Source organism: Streptomyces rubradiris, from assembly GCF_016860525.1.
Taxonomy (GTDB): Bacteria; Actinomycetota; Actinomycetes; order Streptomycetales; family Streptomycetaceae; genus Streptomyces; species Streptomyces rubradiris.
In genome coordinates this window covers 2,528,468-2,546,607 of the sequence record NZ_BNEA01000015.1, presented here as the reverse complement: position 1 = coordinate 2,546,607, position 18,140 = coordinate 2,528,468, and the positions used below count along the sequence as shown (strand labels likewise).

15 protein-coding genes and 1 pseudogene are annotated in these 18,140 nt (G+C 73.5%); 13 read left to right on the top strand and 3 right to left on the bottom strand.

The features are described 5' to 3' along the window. Positions 1 to 67: 67 nt before the first annotated feature. From Srubr_RS24340 to gatB, 5 genes and pseudogenes are all read left to right on the top strand, one after another. Positions 68 to 600 (top strand): annotated as a pseudogene (locus Srubr_RS24340) (cupin domain-containing protein). A 93-nt stretch (positions 601 to 693) separates the two neighbouring features. Next, positions 694 to 990: an Asp-tRNA(Asn)/Glu-tRNA(Gln) amidotransferase subunit GatC gene (gene gatC / locus Srubr_RS24335; protein ID WP_004925108.1), complete on the top strand. Its 297-nt coding sequence runs from the start codon at positions 694 to 696 to the stop codon at positions 988 to 990. 5 nt (positions 991 to 995) lie between these two features. Continuing rightward, positions 996 to 2,495 (top strand): Asp-tRNA(Asn)/Glu-tRNA(Gln) amidotransferase subunit GatA, encoded by a 1,500-nt coding sequence (gene gatA / locus Srubr_RS24330; protein ID WP_189998377.1) that lies wholly within the window; start codon positions 996 to 998, stop codon positions 2,493 to 2,495. Further along, the gene (locus Srubr_RS24325; protein ID WP_030614455.1) at positions 2,492 to 2,731 is read left to right on the top strand and encodes a hypothetical protein; all 240 of its coding nucleotides are present in this window, start codon (positions 2,492 to 2,494) and stop codon (positions 2,729 to 2,731) included. The genes gatA and Srubr_RS24325 overlap by 4 nt, the downstream gene beginning before the upstream one ends. 16 nt (positions 2,732 to 2,747) lie before the next feature. Continuing rightward, on the top strand, positions 2,748 to 4,262 hold the full coding sequence (gene gatB, locus Srubr_RS24320; protein WP_189998375.1) for an Asp-tRNA(Asn)/Glu-tRNA(Gln) amidotransferase subunit GatB: 1,515 nt from the start codon (positions 2,748 to 2,750) through the stop codon (positions 4,260 to 4,262). Between the two features lie 65 nt (positions 4,263 to 4,327). Here the strand turns inward: gatB and Srubr_RS24315 are convergent, their stop codons facing one another. Beyond that, entirely contained in the window at positions 4,328 to 5,125 is a 798-nt protein-coding gene (locus Srubr_RS24315; protein WP_373313618.1) for an SAM-dependent methyltransferase, read from the bottom strand. Between the two features lie 76 nt (positions 5,126 to 5,201). Here Srubr_RS24315 and Srubr_RS24310 point away from each other — a divergent pair, with 76 nt between their 5' ends. The 6 genes from Srubr_RS24310 (at position 5,202) to Srubr_RS24285 (ending at position 10,884) form a co-directional block, all read left to right on the top strand. After that, entirely contained in the window at positions 5,202 to 5,663 is a 462-nt protein-coding gene (locus Srubr_RS24310; protein ID WP_189998371.1) for a hypothetical protein, read from the top strand. 61 nt (positions 5,664 to 5,724) lie between these two features. Next, positions 5,725 to 6,300, top strand: a complete 576-nt coding sequence (locus Srubr_RS24305; protein ID WP_189998368.1) for a GNAT family N-acetyltransferase — start codon at positions 5,725 to 5,727, stop codon at positions 6,298 to 6,300. 35 nt (positions 6,301 to 6,335) lie between these two features. After that, the gene (locus tag Srubr_RS24300; protein ID WP_189998366.1) at positions 6,336 to 6,971 is read left to right on the top strand and encodes a hypothetical protein; all 636 of its coding nucleotides are present in this window, start codon (positions 6,336 to 6,338) and stop codon (positions 6,969 to 6,971) included. Between the two features lie 195 nt (positions 6,972 to 7,166). After that, complete coding sequence (locus tag Srubr_RS24295; protein WP_189998365.1) at positions 7,167 to 7,355, top strand: hypothetical protein; 189 nt, start codon at positions 7,167 to 7,169, stop codon at positions 7,353 to 7,355. 239 nt (positions 7,356 to 7,594) lie between these two features. Continuing rightward, complete coding sequence (locus Srubr_RS24290; protein WP_189998362.1) at positions 7,595 to 10,636, top strand: helix-turn-helix transcriptional regulator; 3,042 nt, start codon at positions 7,595 to 7,597, stop codon at positions 10,634 to 10,636. Positions 10,637 to 10,674: 38 nt separating this feature from the next. Beyond that, positions 10,675 to 10,884, top strand: a complete 210-nt coding sequence (locus tag Srubr_RS24285; RefSeq protein WP_189998360.1) for a DUF6191 domain-containing protein — start codon at positions 10,675 to 10,677, stop codon at positions 10,882 to 10,884. Between the two features lie 35 nt (positions 10,885 to 10,919). Here Srubr_RS24285 and Srubr_RS24280 read toward each other — a convergent pair whose 3' ends face one another. Together Srubr_RS24280 and Srubr_RS24275 are read right to left on the bottom strand one after the other, a co-directional pair. Continuing rightward, positions 10,920 to 12,071, bottom strand: coding sequence for a PQQ-dependent sugar dehydrogenase (locus tag Srubr_RS24280; RefSeq protein WP_229926936.1), 1,152 nt, complete (start codon positions 12,069 to 12,071; stop codon positions 10,920 to 10,922). A gap of 332 nt (positions 12,072 to 12,403) precedes the next feature. Further along, complete coding sequence (locus Srubr_RS24275; protein ID WP_189998484.1) at positions 12,404 to 13,402, bottom strand: aldo/keto reductase; 999 nt, start codon at positions 13,400 to 13,402, stop codon at positions 12,404 to 12,406. Positions 13,403 to 13,477: 75 nt separating this feature from the next. Between Srubr_RS24275 and Srubr_RS24270 the strand changes: the two genes are divergently transcribed. Further along, entirely contained in the window at positions 13,478 to 14,455 is a 978-nt protein-coding gene (locus Srubr_RS24270) for a 2-hydroxyacid dehydrogenase (RefSeq protein WP_189998356.1), read from the top strand. A 386-nt stretch (positions 14,456 to 14,841) separates the two neighbouring features. Further along, positions 14,842 to 17,910: a putative bifunctional diguanylate cyclase/phosphodiesterase gene (locus Srubr_RS24265; RefSeq protein WP_189998354.1), complete on the top strand. Its 3,069-nt coding sequence runs from the start codon at positions 14,842 to 14,844 to the stop codon at positions 17,908 to 17,910. Positions 17,911 to 18,140: the final 230 nt, after the last annotated feature.

The window sequence follows — 18,140 nt, the reverse complement described above, 5'->3', positions numbered from 1 at the left end:
AATCCGTCCGGCCACCATGATCGTTGTACGGGCACCCTCACATCAGGCCACTTCGAGGAGACGCGCCATGTCGCTGTTCGTGCCCAGGTTCGACGACACCGTGCTGGTCCGGGACGCCGAGGCCGAGGTGGTGGGGGACGCCCCCGTGGCCGTACGGCTGCTGGCCGACAGCAGCGCGAGCGGCGGCGCGCTGTCCACCGTGCGGGTCACCCTCGCCGAGGGGGCCGACGGCGCCCGGCCGCATGTCCACCACAACTCGGCGGAGATGTTCTACCTGCTCGACGGCGAGGCCGAGGTCCTCTCCGGCGACGACGTGGTGACCGCCGCACGCGGCGACCTGATCATCGTCCCGCCGGACCGCCCCCATTCCCCCAAGCTCTCGGCTCCGCTCGAGCAGGGGGCACCCCCATCGCCGCCGCGCCCGGCGCCACCGCCGACCTGCTCGTCGTCATCGCACCGGGCGTCGAGCGCTTCGAGTACTTCCGCCACCTCCAGCGCATCCGCCTGGGCGAGGCCACGCCGGAGAGCCTGCTGGAGGTCCAGGAGCTGTACGACAACCACTTCCTGAAGAGCGCGGCCTGGGACGGCCGGCGCCGCTGAGGAGGGGCCCCGGGGAAACCGTTTCACGGGCACGGGGCCCGGCCCCATAGGATTGGGCCCAAACCACACACACTCACCCCAGAGGATCGCTGCATGCCTGGCATCACGCGCGAGGAGGTCGCCCACCTCGCCCGGCTGGCGCGTCTGGAGCTGAAGCCCGAAGAACTCGATCACTTCGCAGGCCAGCTTGACGACATCATCGGCGCGGTCGCCCGCGTCAGCGAGGTCGCCGACCAAGACGTACCGCCGACCTCGCACCCGCTCCCGCTGACGAACGTCATGCGGCCGGACGAGGTCCGTCCCTCGCTCACCCCCGAGCAGGCGCTCTCCGGCGCCCCGGCCCAGGAGCAGCAGCGTTTCAAGGTGCCGCAGATCCTGGGGGAGGAGTGACCACCATGACGGACAGCAACATCATCAAGCTCACGGCCGCGCAGATCGCCGAGAAGATCGCCTCCGGCGAACTGACGGCGGTCCAGGTCACCGAGGCCCACCTCGCCCGGATCGAGGCCGTGGACGAGAAGGTCCACGCCTTCCTGCACGTCGACCGCGAGGGCGCCCTCGCCCAGGCGCGTGCCGTGGACGCCAAGCGCGAGCGCGGCGAGAAGCTCGGCCCGCTGGCCGGCGTCCCGCTCGCGCTCAAGGACATCTTCACCACCGAGGGCGTGCCCACGACCGTCGGCTCGAAGATCCTCGAAGGCTGGATCCCGCCGTACGACGCGACGCTCACCAAGCGGCTGAAGGCCGCCGACGTCGTCATCCTCGGCAAGACCAACATGGACGAGTTCGCCATGGGGTCCTCCACCGAGAACAGCGCCTACGGCCCGACCGGAAACCCCTGGGACCTCACCAGGATTCCCGGCGGTTCCGGCGGCGGTTCCTCCGCCGCGCTCGCCGCCTACGAGGCCCCGCTCGCCATCGGCACCGACACCGGCGGCTCCATCCGCCAGCCGGCCGCCGTCACCGGCACGGTCGGCGTGAAGCCGACCTACGGCGCGGTGTCCCGCTACGGCATGGTCGCCTTCTCCTCCTCCCTCGACCAGGGCGGCCCCTGCGCCCGTACGGTCCTGGACGCGGCCCTGCTGCACGAGGTGATCGCCGGCCACGACCCGCTGGACTCCACGTCCATCGACGCCCCGGTCCCGCCGGTGGTCGAGGCCGCCCGCAACGGCAGCGTCCAGGGCATGCGCGTCGGCGTGGTCAAGCAGTTCCGCGGCGAGGGCTACCAGGCCGGCGTCATCCAGCGCTTCGACGAGTCGGTGGAGCTGCTGAAGCAGCTGGGCGCCGAGATCGTCGAGCTGGACTGCCCGTCCTTCGACCTCGCCCTGTCGGCGTACTACCTGATCGCCCCGTCCGAGTGCTCCTCCAACCTCGCCCGCTTCGACGGCCTGCGCTACGGCGCGCGGACCGGCGACGACGGCACGCACTCCGCCGAGGAGGTCACCTCCCTGACCCGCGAGGCCGGCTTCGGCCCCGAGGTCAAGCGCCGGATCATGCTCGGCACGTACGCGCTGTCGAGCGGTTACTACGACGCGTACTACGGCTCCGCGCAGAAGGTCCGCACGCTCATCACGCGGGACTTCGAGAAGGCCTTCGAGCAGGTCGACGTGATCGTCTCCCCGACGACCCCGACCACCGCCTTCCCGATCGGCGAGCGCGCCGACGACCCGATGGCGATGTACCTCGCGGACCTGTGCACCATCCCGACCAACCTGGCGGGCAACGCGGCCATGTCCCTGCCCTGCGGTCTCGCCCCGGAGGACAACCTCCCGGTGGGCCTGCAGATCATCGCCCCGGCACTGAAGGACGACCGGCTGTACAAGGTGGGCGCCGCCGTCGAGGCCGCCTTCGTGGAAAAGTGGGGTCACCCGCTGCTGGAGGAGGCACCGTCGCTGTGAGCAAGCTGTCGAAGGCCAAGGACTTCAAGAAGTCCAAGTCCGGTACGTACCTGTCCATGGCCGCCACCGCGTTCGGCGCGGTCGGCGCCGCGAAGCAGATCAAGAAGGCCCGCGCCGAGAACGACACGCTGAGGCTCGTCGACGCCGTCGTCACCGCCGCAGGCATCGTCACCGGCCTCGCCATCCTCTACCGCGAGCTGAAGCGGTTGGGCGACGACGACGTCCTGCTGGGCTGAGAGGGAAGTTTTCACCGTGACCACCACGACCGACCTGGTGTCGTACGAGGACGCGCTGGCGGCGTACGACCCCGTCATGGGCCTTGAGGTCCATGTCGAACTCGGCACCAAGACCAAGATGTTCTGCGGCTGTTCGACGGCGCTCGGCGCCGACCCGAACTCCCAGACCTGCCCCGTCTGCCTCGGCCTGCCCGGCGCGCTCCCGGTCGTCAACGCGACCGGCGTCGAGTCCGCCGTCAAGATCGGTCTCGCGCTGAACTGCGAGATCGCCGAATGGTGCCGCTTCGCCCGGAAGAACTACTTCTATCCGGACATGCCGAAGAACTTCCAGACCTCCCAGTACGACGAGCCGATCGCCTTCAACGGCTACCTCGACGTGCAGCTGGAGGACGGCGAGGTCTTCCGCGTGGAGATCGAGCGCGCCCACATGGAGGAGGACACCGGCAAGTCGACGCACGTCGGCGGCGCCACCGGCCGTATCCACGGCGCGTCCCACTCCCTGCTGGACTACAACCGCGCCGGCATCCCGCTCATCGAGATCGTCACCAAGCCGATCGTGGGCGCCGGCGAGCGCGCCCCCGAGGTGGCGAAGGCGTACGTCCGCGAGCTGCGCGAGGTCATCCGTGCCCTCGGCGTGTCCGAGGCCCGCATGGAGATGGGCCAGATGCGCTGCGACGTGAACCTGTCGCTGATGCCCAAGGGCGCCGACAAGTTCGGCACGCGCTCGGAGACGAAGAACGTCAACTCCCTGCGCTCGGTGGAGCGTGCGGCCCGCTACGAGATCATGCGCCACGCGGCCGTGCTCTCCGGCGGCGGCACGATCGTCCAGGAGACCCGCCACTTCCACGAGGACACCGGGTCCACGACCTCGGGCCGCGTGAAGGAGGAGGCCGAGGACTACCGGTACTTCCCGGAGCCCGACCTGGTCCCCGTCGCGCCCTCGCGCGAGTGGGTCGAGGAGATCCGCGCGGCCCTGCCCGAGCTGCCGCTGGCCCGCCGTACCCGGCTGCTGGCGGAGTGGGGCATCTCCGCGACCGACATGCAGGCGATCCTGAACGCCGGCGCGCTGGACCTGATCGTCGCCACGATCGACGCCGGTGCCGACGCGGCCGCCGCCCGCAAGTGGTGGATGGGCGAACTCGCCCGCAGCGCCAACGAGTCCGGCACGGCGCTGGACGAGCTGGCGATCACCCCGCAGCAGGTGGCCCGGGTGACCGAGCTGGTCGCCAAGGGAGACCTGAACGACAAGCTGGCCCGCCAGGTCATCGAGGGCGTCCTCGCGGGCGAGGGCACCCCGGACGAGGTGGTGGACAAGCGCGGTCTGAAGGTCGTCTCGGACGAGGGCGCGCTGACCACCGCCGTCGAGGAGGCCATCGCCGGCAACCCGGCCATCGCGGACAAGATCCGCGGCGGCAAGGTGGCCGCGGCCGGCGCCCTGGTCGGCGCGGTCATGAAGGCCACCCGCGGCCAGGCCGACGCGGCCCGCGTCAAGGAGCTGATCCTGGAGAAGCTGGGCGTCACCGAGGGCTGACCCCACCCGCGTACGGCCCCGGAGGCACGGTCGCCTCCGGGGCCGTAGGCATGTTCCCGTACGGCTTACGCCCGGCGCCCCACGACCCGTACGAAGCCCAGCGCGCGCCCTTCGTCCGCGCGGAGCATCTCGGCGGACCGGCCCGCCATGCGCACGTGGAGATCGTCGGTACTCTCCTCGGTGACCACGTCGCACCACAGCAGCCAGTCCCGCCAGCCGTCCTCCAGCCAGTCGGCCGCCTCGACTTCCACGGCACCGCTGCGGGTCCAGTGGCGCCGCCACCAGTCCGCGGTGTGGAAGCACCAGAAGGCGGGCTCCCACCAGGGCACGAGGTGCTCCGGCGGCTCGACGCCCGTCGGCTCCTCGCGCAGCGCCGGGACGACGACCCCGATCCGCCCGCCCGGCTTCAACAGCCGGGTGAGGGACGGCAGATACAGGTCGTCGGTGCCGAAGTACTGGTAGGCGTCGACGGAGACGATCGCGTCGAACGTCCCTTCGGCGAACGGCAGGTCGTGGGCCTCGGCGCGCACGGGCAGCACCCGGTCGGCGACACCCGCCTCGGCGAGCCGTACGGCGTTGTCGTCGGGGTTCACCCACAGGTCGGCGGCGGTGACCTGGAGGCCGTACTCGCGGGCCAGGAAGACGGAGGTCATCGCCCGCCCGCAGCCCAGGTCGAGCACGCGCGCGCCCGGCGGCAGCGCGTCCAGCCCCAGCGCGGGGGCCAGCCACTCCAGCAGCCACAGCGCGTGCGGGCCCATCTGGTTCTCGATGGTCCAGCGGGCGTCGTAGCCGTTGCTGCGGGGGTAGCGCGGGTGGGTGACACGGCGGGTGAGCGCGTCCGGTGTGGTCGGTGTGTTGGTCACAAGCAACCACCCCTAGCAGCCGGGAGGGCCGCCCCGCACCGGGTTTTCGCCGCCGCGGCGGGTACGCTCGCCCGCCATGAGGGGAAGCACCGAATCCGCTGTCGGACCCGCGACGACGGAGACCGCCGGAGAGCCGGAGACCGCCGGGGACGCCGCTGTGCGGGCCGGGGGAGCCGAGGAGCACCCGGGGATCGCCGAGGAGCACGCCGGGGGTGCCGAGGACCATGGCGGGGATGCCGGGGAGCACGCCGGGGGTGCCGAGGACCATGCCGGGGATGCCGGGGAGTACGCGGGGGATGCCCGGCGGGCCCGTTGGGTCGCCGTCGGCACCGGGGCGCTGCTGACCTGCGCGGGACTGGCCGCCGCGCTGCTGAGGTCCGCCGGCACCGCCCCGGCGCTCGTGCCCGCCGCCTACGCCCTCGGTGCCGCCGTGTGCGCGTCCGCGGCGGTGCTGGGTGCCAAGGGCCATACCCGCAGGGCCTTGTGGTCGCTGATCGCAGGAACGATGATCATGGCGCTGGGGGACCAGTTCGACTGACGTGTTTTCGCCGTACCGACCGGGTCCCGGCGGACGGACTGCGGGAAGGGAGTGCGGCTTCATGTACGCGACATCGCTCGGTGACGACGGTGCCGAACTGCGGCCCCTGGAGGTGTGGCACGCCGGTGAGCTGCTGGCGAACATCGACCGGGGACGGGAGTTCATCGGCCGGCACATAGGGCTCGCGGACGTGGTGTCCGATCTCGACGGGGCCCGCGCGTGGCTGAAGTCGTACGCCGACAAGCGCGCCGCCGACGCCGGCGGCGTGCACGGGATCTGGCTGGACGGCAAGCTCGTCGGAGGGCTGCTGTTCCGCGTCTGGGACACCCCGAGCGGGGTCTGCGAGGCCGGCTGCTGGCTGGAGCCGGGCGCGGCCGGGCGCGGGCTGGTCACGCGCGGCATGCGGATGCTGCTCGACTGGGCCTTCGAGGAGCGCGGCATGCACCGGGTGGAGTGGCAGGTGTCCTCGGCCAACGAGGCCAGCATCAACGTGGCCCGGCGGCTCGGCATGACCCGCGAAGGCGTGCTCCGCGAGAACTTCCCGCACCGGGGCGTGCGCACCAGCACGGAGATCTGGGCGGTGCTGGCCCCCGAGTGGCGCGCGGCACGCGCGCGTACCGCGCGAAACGATCATTAAGAGACCTCTCAGACAGCGTCCGTACGGTGCCGGACATGGCAACGAAGACAGCGCAAGGCGCTGAGACCGCCGGCACCGGGTCCGGCACCGACGCGCGCGAGGACGACGAGACGACGACGGCCGGCCCCGGGGCCGTGGCGGAGACCGGGAAGACCGGGGAGACCGGGAAGACCGAGCCGGTGGACGCGGCCGGCGAGGAAGACGGGGACGACAGGGAAGGCGGAGAGGACGGGGTCCGGGAGGACGGCGAGGCGGACGGCGCCGGTGGCAAGGTGCCCTCCGGGGTCGGCCAGGGCGCCGGTGCCGTCGTCTCCGCCGCGCTGGGCCTGGTCTCGCTCACCGGCGGCTGGATCGGCACCATGGCCTCCGCCCGTGAGCAGCTCATCGGCCAGCTGCGGACGTCCACCAGCGCGAGCGTCGGCACCCAGCTCAAGGAGGTCTACGGCGACGCCTGGCACACCACCGCCCTGTGGGCCGGGCTGTTCGCGCTGGCCGCGCTGATCACCGCCGTGGTGGTGCTGGTCCGGCCCGCGTTCGGCGCCCCGGGCCGCCCGCAGGCCGCCTGGACCAGGTCGGTGGCCTGGGCGGGCCTCTCGCTCGGCGTCATCGGCCTGCTGCTGGCCGTCCTGAAGTACTCCGACGCCCTGCTGGCCGTGCCCTCCGCCGGCTGAGCGGACCGGTGTCCCAGGGGCCTTAGGCGTCCCCGCCCGGCGCGCGGACGGCCTAAGGCCCCTTACGCGCGCGTGCGGCCCGCCGGACGCGCGAAGATGCGGAACTCTCCCGATGCGGCGGACCCGGCCGTGGGACGAGGGTGGGAGGCGTCGCGGAAAGCGGCACCCGCCACCGCATCCCGGGAGGAACCCGCCATGTACGAGCTCGAACTGCACCGCCTCCGCTCCGCCGAGCTGCGCCGCACGGCGCGGGAGGAACGCCTGGCCCGCGAGGTCGTCCGCGCCCGCCGCGCCGCCCGCCGCGGGCGATCCGGCCACGCCGCCCCGGCCGCCGAGTCGCATACCGGCGGCTCCCGGCGGCACGGGCTGCCGCGCGCCGCGTGACGCCGGGGGCGCGGAGCGACCGGACGGGGGACGGCCGCTCCCGGCACCAGGGCCGTGGGGCTTCCGGGCGGAGCCACACGGCCCTTCCGGCCGTCAGTACGACTTTTCCGGCTGTCGGTACGGCTTTTCCGGCCGCCAGCGAGGCCGTCCCGTCCGTCGGTACGCCCCTCCCGCCCATCGGTACGACCATCACACGGGGCCTGTGGAAAACCAGTGCCAGGCCGTCGGGACCTCGTGCGATGCTCGGGCCCGTGGAGACCAGGTCCGTCAGTCCCGTGTTCGTCGGCCGCACCGCCGAGTTGGCCACGCTGCGCGACGCGCTCGCCCGAGCCGACGCCGCCGAGCCGCAGGCGCTGCTGCTCGGCGGTGAGGCAGGCGTGGGCAAGACCCGCCTCGTGGAGGAGTTCGCCACGTCCGCGGCCGGCCGTGGCGCGGTCGTCGCCGTCGGCGGCTGCGTGGAGATCGGCGCCGACGGGCTGCCGTTCGCCCCCTTCTCCGCCGCGCTGCGGGCCCTGCGCGACGCCCTGCCCGAGGCGTTCGCCGCCGCCGCGGCCGGCCAGGAGGAGGAACTGGCCCGGCTGCTGCCCGACCTCGGCGAGGCCGGCGCCGGCCGCCACGACGAACAGGGCATGGCCCGCCTGTTCGAACTCACCGCCCGGCTGCTGGAGCGGGTCGCCGCCGACCACACCGTCGTCCTGGTCCTGGAGGACCTGCACTGGGCCGACGCCTCCACCCGTCACCTGCTCGCCTATCTGCTGCGCACCCTGCGCGCCGGCCGCCTCCTCGTCCTGGCCAGCTACCGCAGCGACGACATCCACCGCCGCCACCCGCTGCGCCCCCTGCTCGCCGAACTGGACCGGCTGCGCACCGTCCGCCGGATCGAACTGGCCCGCTTCACCCGCGAGGAGGCCTGCCGCCAGATCGCCGGCATCCTCGCCGCCGAACCCGACCCCGCCCAGGTCGACGAGATCTACGAACGCTCCGACGGCAACGCCTTCTTCATCGAGGAACTCGCCGTCGCCGCCTGCCAGGGCAACTGCGCCGGCCTCACCGACTCCCTGCGCGACCTGCTCCTCGTCCGGGTCGAGGCGCTGCCCGAGAGCGCCCAGCGGGTCGCCCGGATCGTCGCCGAGGGCGGCTCCACGGTGGAGTACCGGCTGATCGCCGCCGTGGCCCGGCTGGCCGAGGACGACCTCATCGAGGCGCTGCGAGCCGCCGTCGGCGCCAACATCCTCACCGTCACCCCCGGCGGCGACGGCTACCGCTTCCGGCACTCCCTGGTCCGCGAGGCCGTCGCCGACGACCTGCTGCCCGGCGAACGCTCCCGGCTCAACCGCCGCTACGCCGAGGCGCTGGAGGCCGATCCCACGCTCGTCCCCGCCGACGCCCGGGTGATGCGCCTGGCCAGCTACTGGTACCACGCGCACGACGCCGCCAAGGCCCTGCCCGCCGTCCTCGCCGCCGCCGTCGTCGCCCGCCGCCGGCACGCCTACACCGAACAACTCGGGCTGCTGGAACGGGCGATGGAGCTGTGGGACAACGCCCCCGCCGAGGTGCGCGCCGCCCTGCGCCCGGTCGACTACGCGGAGGTGTACCCCCCGTGCGGCTGCGACCCGGCCACCACCCCGCTGCGCTACCTCGACCTGATGGCCGAGGCCGCGGTGGCGGGCCGCTTCGGCGGCGAACGGGAACGCGCCCTGAAGATCACCAAGCGGGCCCTGCGCCTGCTGGAGGAGGACCCGGACCCGCTGCGCGCCGCCTGGTTCTGGGTGCAGCGCTCCCGGCTGGTGCAGGCCCAGGCCCGCGGTGACGGCTGGCGGGAACTGGCCACCGCGCAGGACCTGGTGCGCGGTCTGCCGCCGTCCGAGGTGCACGCCGAGGTGCTGGCGGTCGTCGCCAACTGGTCCATGCAGCACCGGCCCGGCCCCGAGGCGCTGGCCGCCGCCGAACGGGCCGTGGAGTACGCGCGCATGGTGGGCGCCCGCGAGACCGAGCTGCACGCCCTGCTCACCCTGGGCGGGCTGACGGTGGAGTCCGGCGACCCGGAGGCGGGCCTGGCGCAGATGCGGCAGGTGCTGCGGGACACCCTGGCGGAGGGCGTGCACCCGGTCGCCGGCCGGGCCTACGTCAACCTGCCGTCCGCGCTGCGCAGCGTCGGCCGCGACCGGGAGGCCGTACCGCTGCTGCGCGAGGGCATCGAATTCTGCCGCCGGTACGGACTGCTGGACTCCGGGGCCTGGGCCTGGGGCAACCTCTCCGAGGCGCTCTACGCGCTCGGCCGGTGGGAGGAGGCCGCCGAGGCCGCCGCGCACGCCACCCGGGTCGGCCACAGCGCCAAGCCCCGGGCCGGGGGCGCCCTGCGCCTGGCCCACCTCGCCCTGGCCCGCGGCGACCTCGCCGAGGCCGCCCGGCAGCTCGCCACCGCCCGCTCCTGGTACGGCACCCACGACCCGCGGCCCCAGCAGTCCCTGCCGCTGATCCGCACCGCCGTCGGCATAGCCGCCGCCGAGGGCAGGACCGACGACGTCCGCGCGCTCCTCCTGCCGGTCCTGGACGCCGGTTTCCCACCCGGCACCCACCGGTACGGCTGGCCGCTGCTGCTGGCCGCCGCCACCGCCGAGGCCGACGCCCGCGCCCTGCCCGCCGCCCGGCCAGGCCGCGCCGGGATCCTCGACCGTCTCGCCACGGCCGTACGGACGATGACCACCGGCGTCCCCCTGTGGCAGGCCCACAGCCAGTGGGCCCGGGCCGAACTGCTGCGCGCCGAGGGCCGGGACACCGCCGGGACCTGGACCCCGGTGGTCGCCGCCTTCGAGTGCCTGGACCGCCCCTACGACCTCGCCCGGGTCCGGCACCGTCTGGCCGGGGCGCTGCTGGCCGAGGGCGGCGACGACGAACGCGACCGCGCCGTGGAACTGCTCAGGCTGGCCGCGGCGGTCGCCGACCACCTGAAGGCCCGGCCGCTCGCCGATGCCGTCGCCCGGCTCGCCCAGCGGGCCCGGCTCACCCTCAACGGCGGCAAGCGGCGGGACCCGGCCGCCGATCCGGCCGCCGCCTTCGGTCTCACCAGCCGGGAGCGGGACGTCCTCGGCCTGGTCGCGGCCGGCCGTACCAACCGGCAGATAGCCGAGGAACTGTTCATCTCGCCGAAGACCGCGAGCGTCCACGTCTCCAACATCCTCGGCAAGCTCGGTGTCTCGGGCCGGGGCGAGGCGGCGGCGGTGGCGCACCGGCTCGGCCTGCCCGTGGCCGGGACACTCGCTGCCGAATCGTCCGGGTGAGACCTACGCTGGAGAAAACCGGCAGTGAGGGGGGAGCCGTGTTCAACGTCTTCGAGGAACTGTTCGCACCCGGCCGCAAACACACCAGGGACGAACTCAAACGCCTGGAACTGTCCCGCGAGGACGTCGGCGACAACGACCCCGGCCGCGGCCCCATAGACCTGGCCTCCGGCAAGGCGGTCATACGGCTGTCCGCGCCCGAACCGCCGGTACCGGCCGACGAGGAAACCGGGCCCGAGCCCGGCTGACCTCGGCCGACGGGTGGGCCGACGGGCGGGCGGGCTCAGCGGACCTGAAGCTCCAGCACCCGGTCGTCCCCCTTCTCCGGCGTGCCCCGGCCGTCCGTGTTGCTGGTCACCAGCCACAGCCGGCCGTCGCCCGCCGGGGCCACCGTGCGCAGCCGGCCGTAGGTGCCGGTGAGGAACGCCTGCGGGGCGGCCGAGGCCGAGGTGCCGTCCAGCGGGACGCGCCACAGCCGCTCGCCGCGCAGTCCCGCCATCCAGATCGCGCCATTCACCTGGGCGATACCGCTGGGGGAGGCTTCGTCGGTGTGCCACTGGGCCACCGGGTCCTGGAAGCCGGCGTCGGAGGAGCGGCCCTCCGCCTCCGGCCAGCCGTAGTCGCCGCCGGGCTTGACCGCGTTCAGCTCGTCCCAGGTGTCCTGCCCGAACTCCGAGGCGAACAGCCGCTGGTGACCGTCCCAGGCCAGCCCCTGGACGTTGCGGTGGCCGTAGGAGTACACGACGGAGCCGGGGAAGGGGTTGCCGGGCGCCGGTTCGCCGTCCGGGGTCATCCGGAGGATCTTCCCGCCGAGCGAGGACCGGTCCCGCGCCAGGCCACGCTGCCCGGTCTCGCCGGTGCCCGCGTACAGCATGCCGTCCGGCCCGAACGCGATCCGGCCGCCGTTGTGGATGGCGCCCTTGGGAATGCCCTTGAACACCGTGTCGGGAGCGCCCAGTCGCTCACCGGCCGGTTCGCGCTCGTCGTAGCGGACGCGGACGATCCGGTTGTCCGAGGCCGAGGTGAAGTAGGCGTAGATCATGTGGTCCGTGGCGTAGCCGGGGGACGGGGCGATGCCCAGCAGCCCGCCCTCGCCGGCCGGGGAGACCCCGGGGACCGTGCCCAGCACCGTCGTCCGGCCGGTTTTCGCGTCGATCCGGCTGATCGTGGCCTCGTCCCGGGAGGAGACCAGCAGATCACCGCCCGGCAGCACGGCCAGCCCCCACGGCGACTTCAGCCCCTTCGCCACCGTGCGCAGCACCGTCGCCGATCCCTTGGCGGGCGCGGCCGGCTCGGTGCTCCGGGAGGCGGTCGATCCCCCGGAGACCGTGGCGGCCGGCGTCCGGCCCGGCGCGTCCCCGCCCCCCGAGGAGCAGCCGGCCGTGAGCAGCAGGGCGGTCACGGCCAGCACGGCCGGTACGGCTCGACGTCGCACGATCACGGTTCCCTTCCGGCCGGCGGACACCACGGCGGCCCCACGCCGCACGCTACTCCGGCGCCACGGACGACGGACACCGGCCATCGGCACCCGGCCGGGTTCCCGCTCGCCGGGTCCTGATCCACGGCCACCGGCTCCCGGTCCGCGGTGGCCGGAAATCCCCCTGACCCGAACTCATCCCCAGCAACAACGCTGTCCCGGGACCTCAGCCCCAGCAACAACTCCGCCCCGGGACCTCAGCCCCAGCAACAACTCCGCCCCGGGACCTCAGCCCCAGCAACAACCCTGTCCCGGGACCTCGGTTCCAGGAACGACAGCGCCTCGGGACCTCAGTCCCAGGAACCCTGCGCCGCCGGCAGCCTGGCCACCTCCGCGAGGTCCTGCGCGGTCAGCCGCAGCCCCGCCGCCCCCGCGTTCTCGGCGGCCCAGCGCTCCCGCTTGGTGCCCGGCAGCGCGATCACATGACGGCCCTGCGCCAGCACCCAGGCCAGCGCCACCTGGGCGGGGGTGACCCCCTCTCCGTGCCGCCGGGCTATGCGCCGCAGCCCCGCGACGATCGGCTGGTTGGCCGCCATCATCTCGGCCGTGAACCGGGGATGCCGGGCGCGCACGTCGTCCGGTTCGAAACCCTCGCCCGGCGTCAGCGTGCCGGTCAGGAAGCCGTTGCCCAGCGGCATCGCCGCGAGGAACCCCACTCCGCGCGCCTCGCACCACGGCAGCAGCTCCCGGACCGCCTCCGGCGACCACACCGACAGCTCCGCCTGCACCGCGCTCACCGGGAACACCTGCTGGACCCGCTGCAACCGGCGCAGCGTCGCGTCGTACAACCCGGCGCCCGAGCGGCGCCCGCCGCGCGCCCCCAGGGCGCACAGGCCCAGCGCCCGCACCTTCCCGGCCCGCACCAGGTCCGCCATCGCGCCCCACGTCTCCTCGACGGGCACCTCGGGGTCGGGGCGGTGCAGCTGGTACAGGTCGATCACGTCCGTCTGGAGCCGGCGCAGCGAGGCGTCGCAGGCCCGCCGCACATAGCCGGGGCGGCCGTTGGCCACGATGTGCTGCTCGCCCACCAGCAGCCCCACCTTCGTGGCCACGAAGGCGTCCCGGCGCCGCTCCCTGAGCACCCGGCCCAGCAGCAGCTCGTTGGTGAACGGGCCGTACATGTCCGCGGTGTCCAGCAGGTCCGAGCCGAGGTCCAGCGCCCGGTGCACGGCTTTGACCGACTCCTCACCCCGCTGCCGGGATGCGGTGTACGCCCAGCTCATCGGCATGCATCCGAGTCCGACGGCCCCCACCGCGAGTCCCCCCGCGCCGATCGTCCTGCGCTCCACCTGCTCGTGAACCTCCCTCTGCCCGGCCACCAACCTAACCTCTGCGCCCGCGCGGCCCTGACATAGCCTCCTGGCATGAGTGCTGAGGTCTGGCTTCCCATTCCGCCCGAGGAGATCGAGGGGCTGCCCGCGGGGCCCCGTTACCTGTTCTGGGACGGTGGCGCGGACGGTGACCAGCCGTTTCCCGGCGACCCGGCGCGGTGCGCGGTGTACGTGGTGCCGTACATGAAGCGGCTGTCGGTCCGGGTGGGCCCGCTGCCGCACCTGACGAACGTCCGGGTCGTGCAGACGCTCACCGCCGGTGTCGACGACATCACCGCACGGCTTTCGGACATCCCGCCGGGCGTACGCCTGTGCAACGCGCGGGGCGTGCACGAGACCAGCACGGCCGAGCTGGCGCTCACCCTGACCCTCGCCGCGCTGCGCGGCATCCCGGAATTCGTCCGCGCCCAGCGGCAGGAGCGCTGGACCGGCGGATTCCACCCCTCCCTCGCCGACAAGAGCGTGCTGATCGTCGGCTACGGGTCCATCGGCGCCGCCATCGAGGACCGGCTCACGCCCTTCGAGGTCGCGCGGGTCGCACGGGTCGCACGCTCCGGTCGCACGGTAGCGCGCGGCCCCGTGCACCCGATCACCGATGTGCCCTCCCTGCTTCCACACGCGGATGTCGTGATCCTGTGCACCCCCCTTACGGAGGACACCCGGGGACTCGTGGACGCGGACTTCCTCGCCCGGATGAAAGACGGTGCGCTGCTCGTCAACGTCGCGCGCGGAGCCGTGGTGGACACCAAGGCGCTCCTCGCCGAACTGGAACGGGGCCGGATCATGGCGGCCCTGGACGTGACGGACCCCGAGCCGCTGCCCCCGGGCCACCCCCTGTGGCAGGCGCCGGGCGTGCTGATCAGCCCGCATGTCGGCGGGCCCTCCTCGGCCTTCCTGCCGCGCGCCAAGCGGCTGATCGCCGACCAGCTGACCCGGTTCGTGAACCACGAACCCCTGCGGAACGTGATCCTTACGACCGGTCCTGAAACGGCGGGAGCAACCGGGCGCTAGGCGCCTTCCGGCACCCTCCGCAATCTTTCGGACGCGCCCCGTACCGGTATACGCCCTGGTCGTCACGGAGCGTAGAGACGCTATGTCCCTGAGTGACGATCCTGGTGTATCGTCCCGGGCAGGGGCAGCGCCGCTGACGTTTCGGCGCCGGGGATGGACATTTCAGATCTGTGAGGGGGGCGACGGGCGATGCACGGCCTATGGACGAACGATCCGACGCGGCGGAGCCGCCGACGGCGACCCTGGCGCACGGCCGCGGGCGGACGCGGCCATCACACCAGCCACCACAGCCACCACCAGCGCAGGTACAGCGGCCGTCACCGGCCGGCGTATCCGGCGCAGCGGGACCGTCAGGACCGGGGAACGGCACGCACCGGGAGGCCCCGGTGAGCGCCCCGACCTCGGTGACGACCCCCCTGGGCAGCGCGGTCCGCGCACCGCACCCGCACGAGGCGCCGCCGTCGCGCCGGCCGGTGGCCGGCGAGAACAGGCGCCTGGCGGAGCAGCTCGTCCTCGCCCTGGTCTGCGCGGCCTACGCCATCGGATCCGCCTTCGGCTGGGGCTCGGACCGGGTCGCGGACGTGATGGGCGACTTCGGGCTGAGCGCGGCGGCGGCCGCCGCCGCCGTCTCCTGCTTCCTGTACGCCCGCGGCCCGAGGGTGCGCTTCCGGTCCGCCTGGCTGCTGTTCGCCCTCTCGGCGGCGATGAGCTCGCTGGGCAACGCGGTCTGGGGGTGGTACGAGGTCGCCCTGAGCGCGCCGGTGCCCAGCCCCAGCTACGCCGACCTGTTCTTCCTGTGCTTCGCGCCGCCCGCCATCGTGGGCCTGCTGGTGCTCGCCAAGCGGCCGGCGAGCAGAGCGGGCTGGATCTGTCTCGGGCTGGACGCCTGGCTGATCGGCGGCTCGCTGCTCACCCTCTCGTGGAGCCTCGCGCTCGCCCAGGCGGCCCGCATCGACGGGTCGAGCGTGGCGCACGCCGCGCTGTCGCTGGCGTACCCGCTGCTCGACATCGCCCTGGTCAGCATGGTGCTGGCGCTGCACTTCCGCCGCGCCCCGGGCAACCGCACGGCGGTGAACACCGCGATCGGCGCGCTCGCGCTGACGGTGCTGTGCGACGCGCTGTTCACCTCGCCGCTGCTGCACAGCAGTTACCGCTCCGGGCGGCTGCTGGACGCGGGCTGGTTCGCCGGTTCCCTGCTGCTCGCCTACGCGCCCTGGGCCGCGCCCCGGCGCCAGGGCGGGCCGGAGGCGCACGGACCCGACGGGCACACGCGCGTGGTCCACGAACACGTGCCGGGCCAGCGCGGCACCGGCCAGTGGAGCACCGGCCAGTGGAGCACCGGCCAGTGGAGCACGGAGCACCACCCCGCGCCCCCGCTGCCCGCACCGGGCGGCGACCACCTCCGGTACCCGGCCGGCCGGCCGCTCACCGGCTCCCTCGCCGCGCTCACCCCGTACCTCGCCGCGGCCGTGTGCACCCTGGGCATCCTGTACAACGTCCTCAACGGCCGCAGGCCCGACCACGTCGTGCTGATCACGGCGGGCGCCGTGGTGCTGGCGCTCGTCATCCGGCAGGGCATCATGCTGCTGGACAACATCACCCTCACCCAGGAACTGGCGCAGAAGGAGAACCACTTCCGCTCCCTGGTGCAGGGCTCCAGCGACGTCATCATGATCGCCGCGCCCAACGGCGTCCTGCGCTACGTCTCCCCGGCCGCCGCCGGGGTGTACGGCCGGCCCGCCGAGGAACTGGTGGGCACCGAGCTGGCCGCCCTCATCCACCCGGAGGACCTGGGCTGCGTGGTGCACGAGGTGCGCCGCTTCCTGGCCGCGAGCCCGGTGGAGGAGCCCACCACGCGCATCGAGTGCCGGTTCCGCTCCGGCGACGGCGGCTGGCTCAACGTCGAGTCGACCGTCAACCGCCACCACGGCGGGCTGATCTTCAACAGCCGGGACGTGACCGAGCGGGTCCGCCTCCAGGCGCAGTTGCAGCACAACGCCGAGCACGACCCGCTGACCGACCTGCCCAACCGCGCGCTGTTCACCCGACGGGTGCAGCAGGCCCTGGCCGGCCGCCGGGCCACCGACCGGGGCGCCGCGCTGCGCGGTACGGCCGTGCTCTTCATCGACCTCGACGGGTTCAAGGCGGTCAACGACACGATCGGGCACCAGGCCGGGGACGAACTGCTCATCCAGGCCGCCCGCAGGCTCCAGGAGGCGGTCCGGCAGGGCGACACCGCCTCCCGGCTCGGCGGTGACGAGTTCGCGGCCCTGATCGTCGGCGACGGTACCCGGGACCGGGCCGCCCGCGAGCGCAACATCCTGGAACTGGCCGACCGGCTGCGGGTGACCCTCTCCCAGCCGTACGCCATCGACGGCAACGACGTCCGGGTCGCCGCCTCCATCGGCGTCGCCTTCGCCGAACCGGGCCTGGGCGCGGGCGAGCTGCTGAGAAACGCCGACCTGGCGATGTACCGCGCGAAGTCGGCCGGAAAGGGCCGGGTCGAGCTGTACAAGCCGCAGATGCAGCAGGACGTCGTCCGCAAGGCGGAGCTGGCCACCCGCCTGCGCGCCGCGCTGCACGACGGCGAGTTCACGCTGCTGCACCAGCCGGTGGTGTGCCTGGAGAGCGGCCGGATCACGACCGTCTCCGCGCAGGCCCGCTGGCGCTCCTCCCAGGGAGTGCTGTTCACCCCCGCGGAGTTCCTGCGGGTGGCCGACGACGCCGACAAGACCGCCGAGCTGAACCGCTGGATCCTCCAGCAGGCCGTCCAGCAGGCGGCCGAGCGGGCCGCCGCCGGGGTCGCCGTACCGGTCACGGTCCGGATGAGCGCCCGGCGGCTGCTGGACCGCTCGTCCCCGCTGGGCTCCGTGGAGGCGCTGCTGAACCGGCACGGGCTGCCGCCCGGGGCGCTGGTCGTGGAGCTGTCCGACACCGACCCCCGCGTCTCGCTGGACGAGCTGGAACGGCGGCTGACGGCGCTCAGCCGGCTCGGGGTGCGCATCGCCCTGGACGGCTTCGGCAGTGGCTACGCGGCCATCACGGCACTGCGGCGGCTGCCCGTGGACATCCTCAAGCTCGACCGCGGTCTGGTCGAGGGCGTGGTGGAGTCCGCGCGGCTGCACAAGATCACCAGCGGTCTGCTGCGGATCGCCGGCGATCTGGGCCTGCAGTCGGTGGCCGAGGGCGTCGACCTGCCCGAGCAGGCGATCGCGCTGCGCGCCATGGGCTGCACCCACGGCCAGGGCATGGCGTTCGCCGGTCCGCTGGACGAGTACCGGCTGCGCCGGGCGCTCGGTTCCGGTCACTACCCGGTGCCGCACGCCTCGGTCGAGCCCGCGTTCGCGGGCAGTGCGAGGGAGCCCAACGGGGTGTATACAGGGGGCGTTCCCGCTGTCTTCGGGGGCGGCAGTGCCCTTCGCTCACATTCTGAGACTCCCGTCCCACCCACTTGACACGTGGTGCGTGCCGGGGGGAGGGTCAGTTCCATGCGCACCCGAATTCTCGTACTTGGACAGCGCGTCGGCTGAGCTGGGAACCGCCGGAGGACGATCCGGAATCCCCAGCGACCTCACCGGCGCGCTCCCCTCGCTTGCCTTGCGGCACGAGGGGTTTTTTGTTGCACGAGCGCCCTTCGTGCAGCGCCCCAGATCCGCCCGAACCTCGCAAAAACCCTCAGCATCGA

Excerpts from the sequence above, each read along its gene's own strand:
- gatC (WP_004925108.1), top strand. The coding sequence starts at position 694 with ATGCCTGGCATCACGCGCGAGGAGGTCGCCCACCTCGCCCGGCTGGCG.
- gatA (WP_189998377.1), top strand. The coding sequence starts at position 996 with ATGACGGACAGCAACATCATCAAGCTCACGGCCGCGCAGATCGCCGAG.
- Srubr_RS24310 (WP_189998371.1), top strand. The coding sequence starts at position 5,202 with ATGAGGGGAAGCACCGAATCCGCTGTCGGACCCGCGACGACGGAGACC.
- Srubr_RS24305 (WP_189998368.1), top strand. The coding sequence starts at position 5,725 with ATGTACGCGACATCGCTCGGTGACGACGGTGCCGAACTGCGGCCCCTG.
- Srubr_RS24300 (WP_189998366.1), top strand. The coding sequence starts at position 6,336 with ATGGCAACGAAGACAGCGCAAGGCGCTGAGACCGCCGGCACCGGGTCC.
- Srubr_RS24295 (WP_189998365.1), top strand. The coding sequence starts at position 7,167 with ATGTACGAGCTCGAACTGCACCGCCTCCGCTCCGCCGAGCTGCGCCGC.
- Srubr_RS24290 (WP_189998362.1), top strand. The coding sequence starts at position 7,595 with ATGCTCGGGCCCGTGGAGACCAGGTCCGTCAGTCCCGTGTTCGTCGGC.
- Srubr_RS24270 (WP_189998356.1), top strand. The coding sequence starts at position 13,478 with ATGAGTGCTGAGGTCTGGCTTCCCATTCCGCCCGAGGAGATCGAGGGG.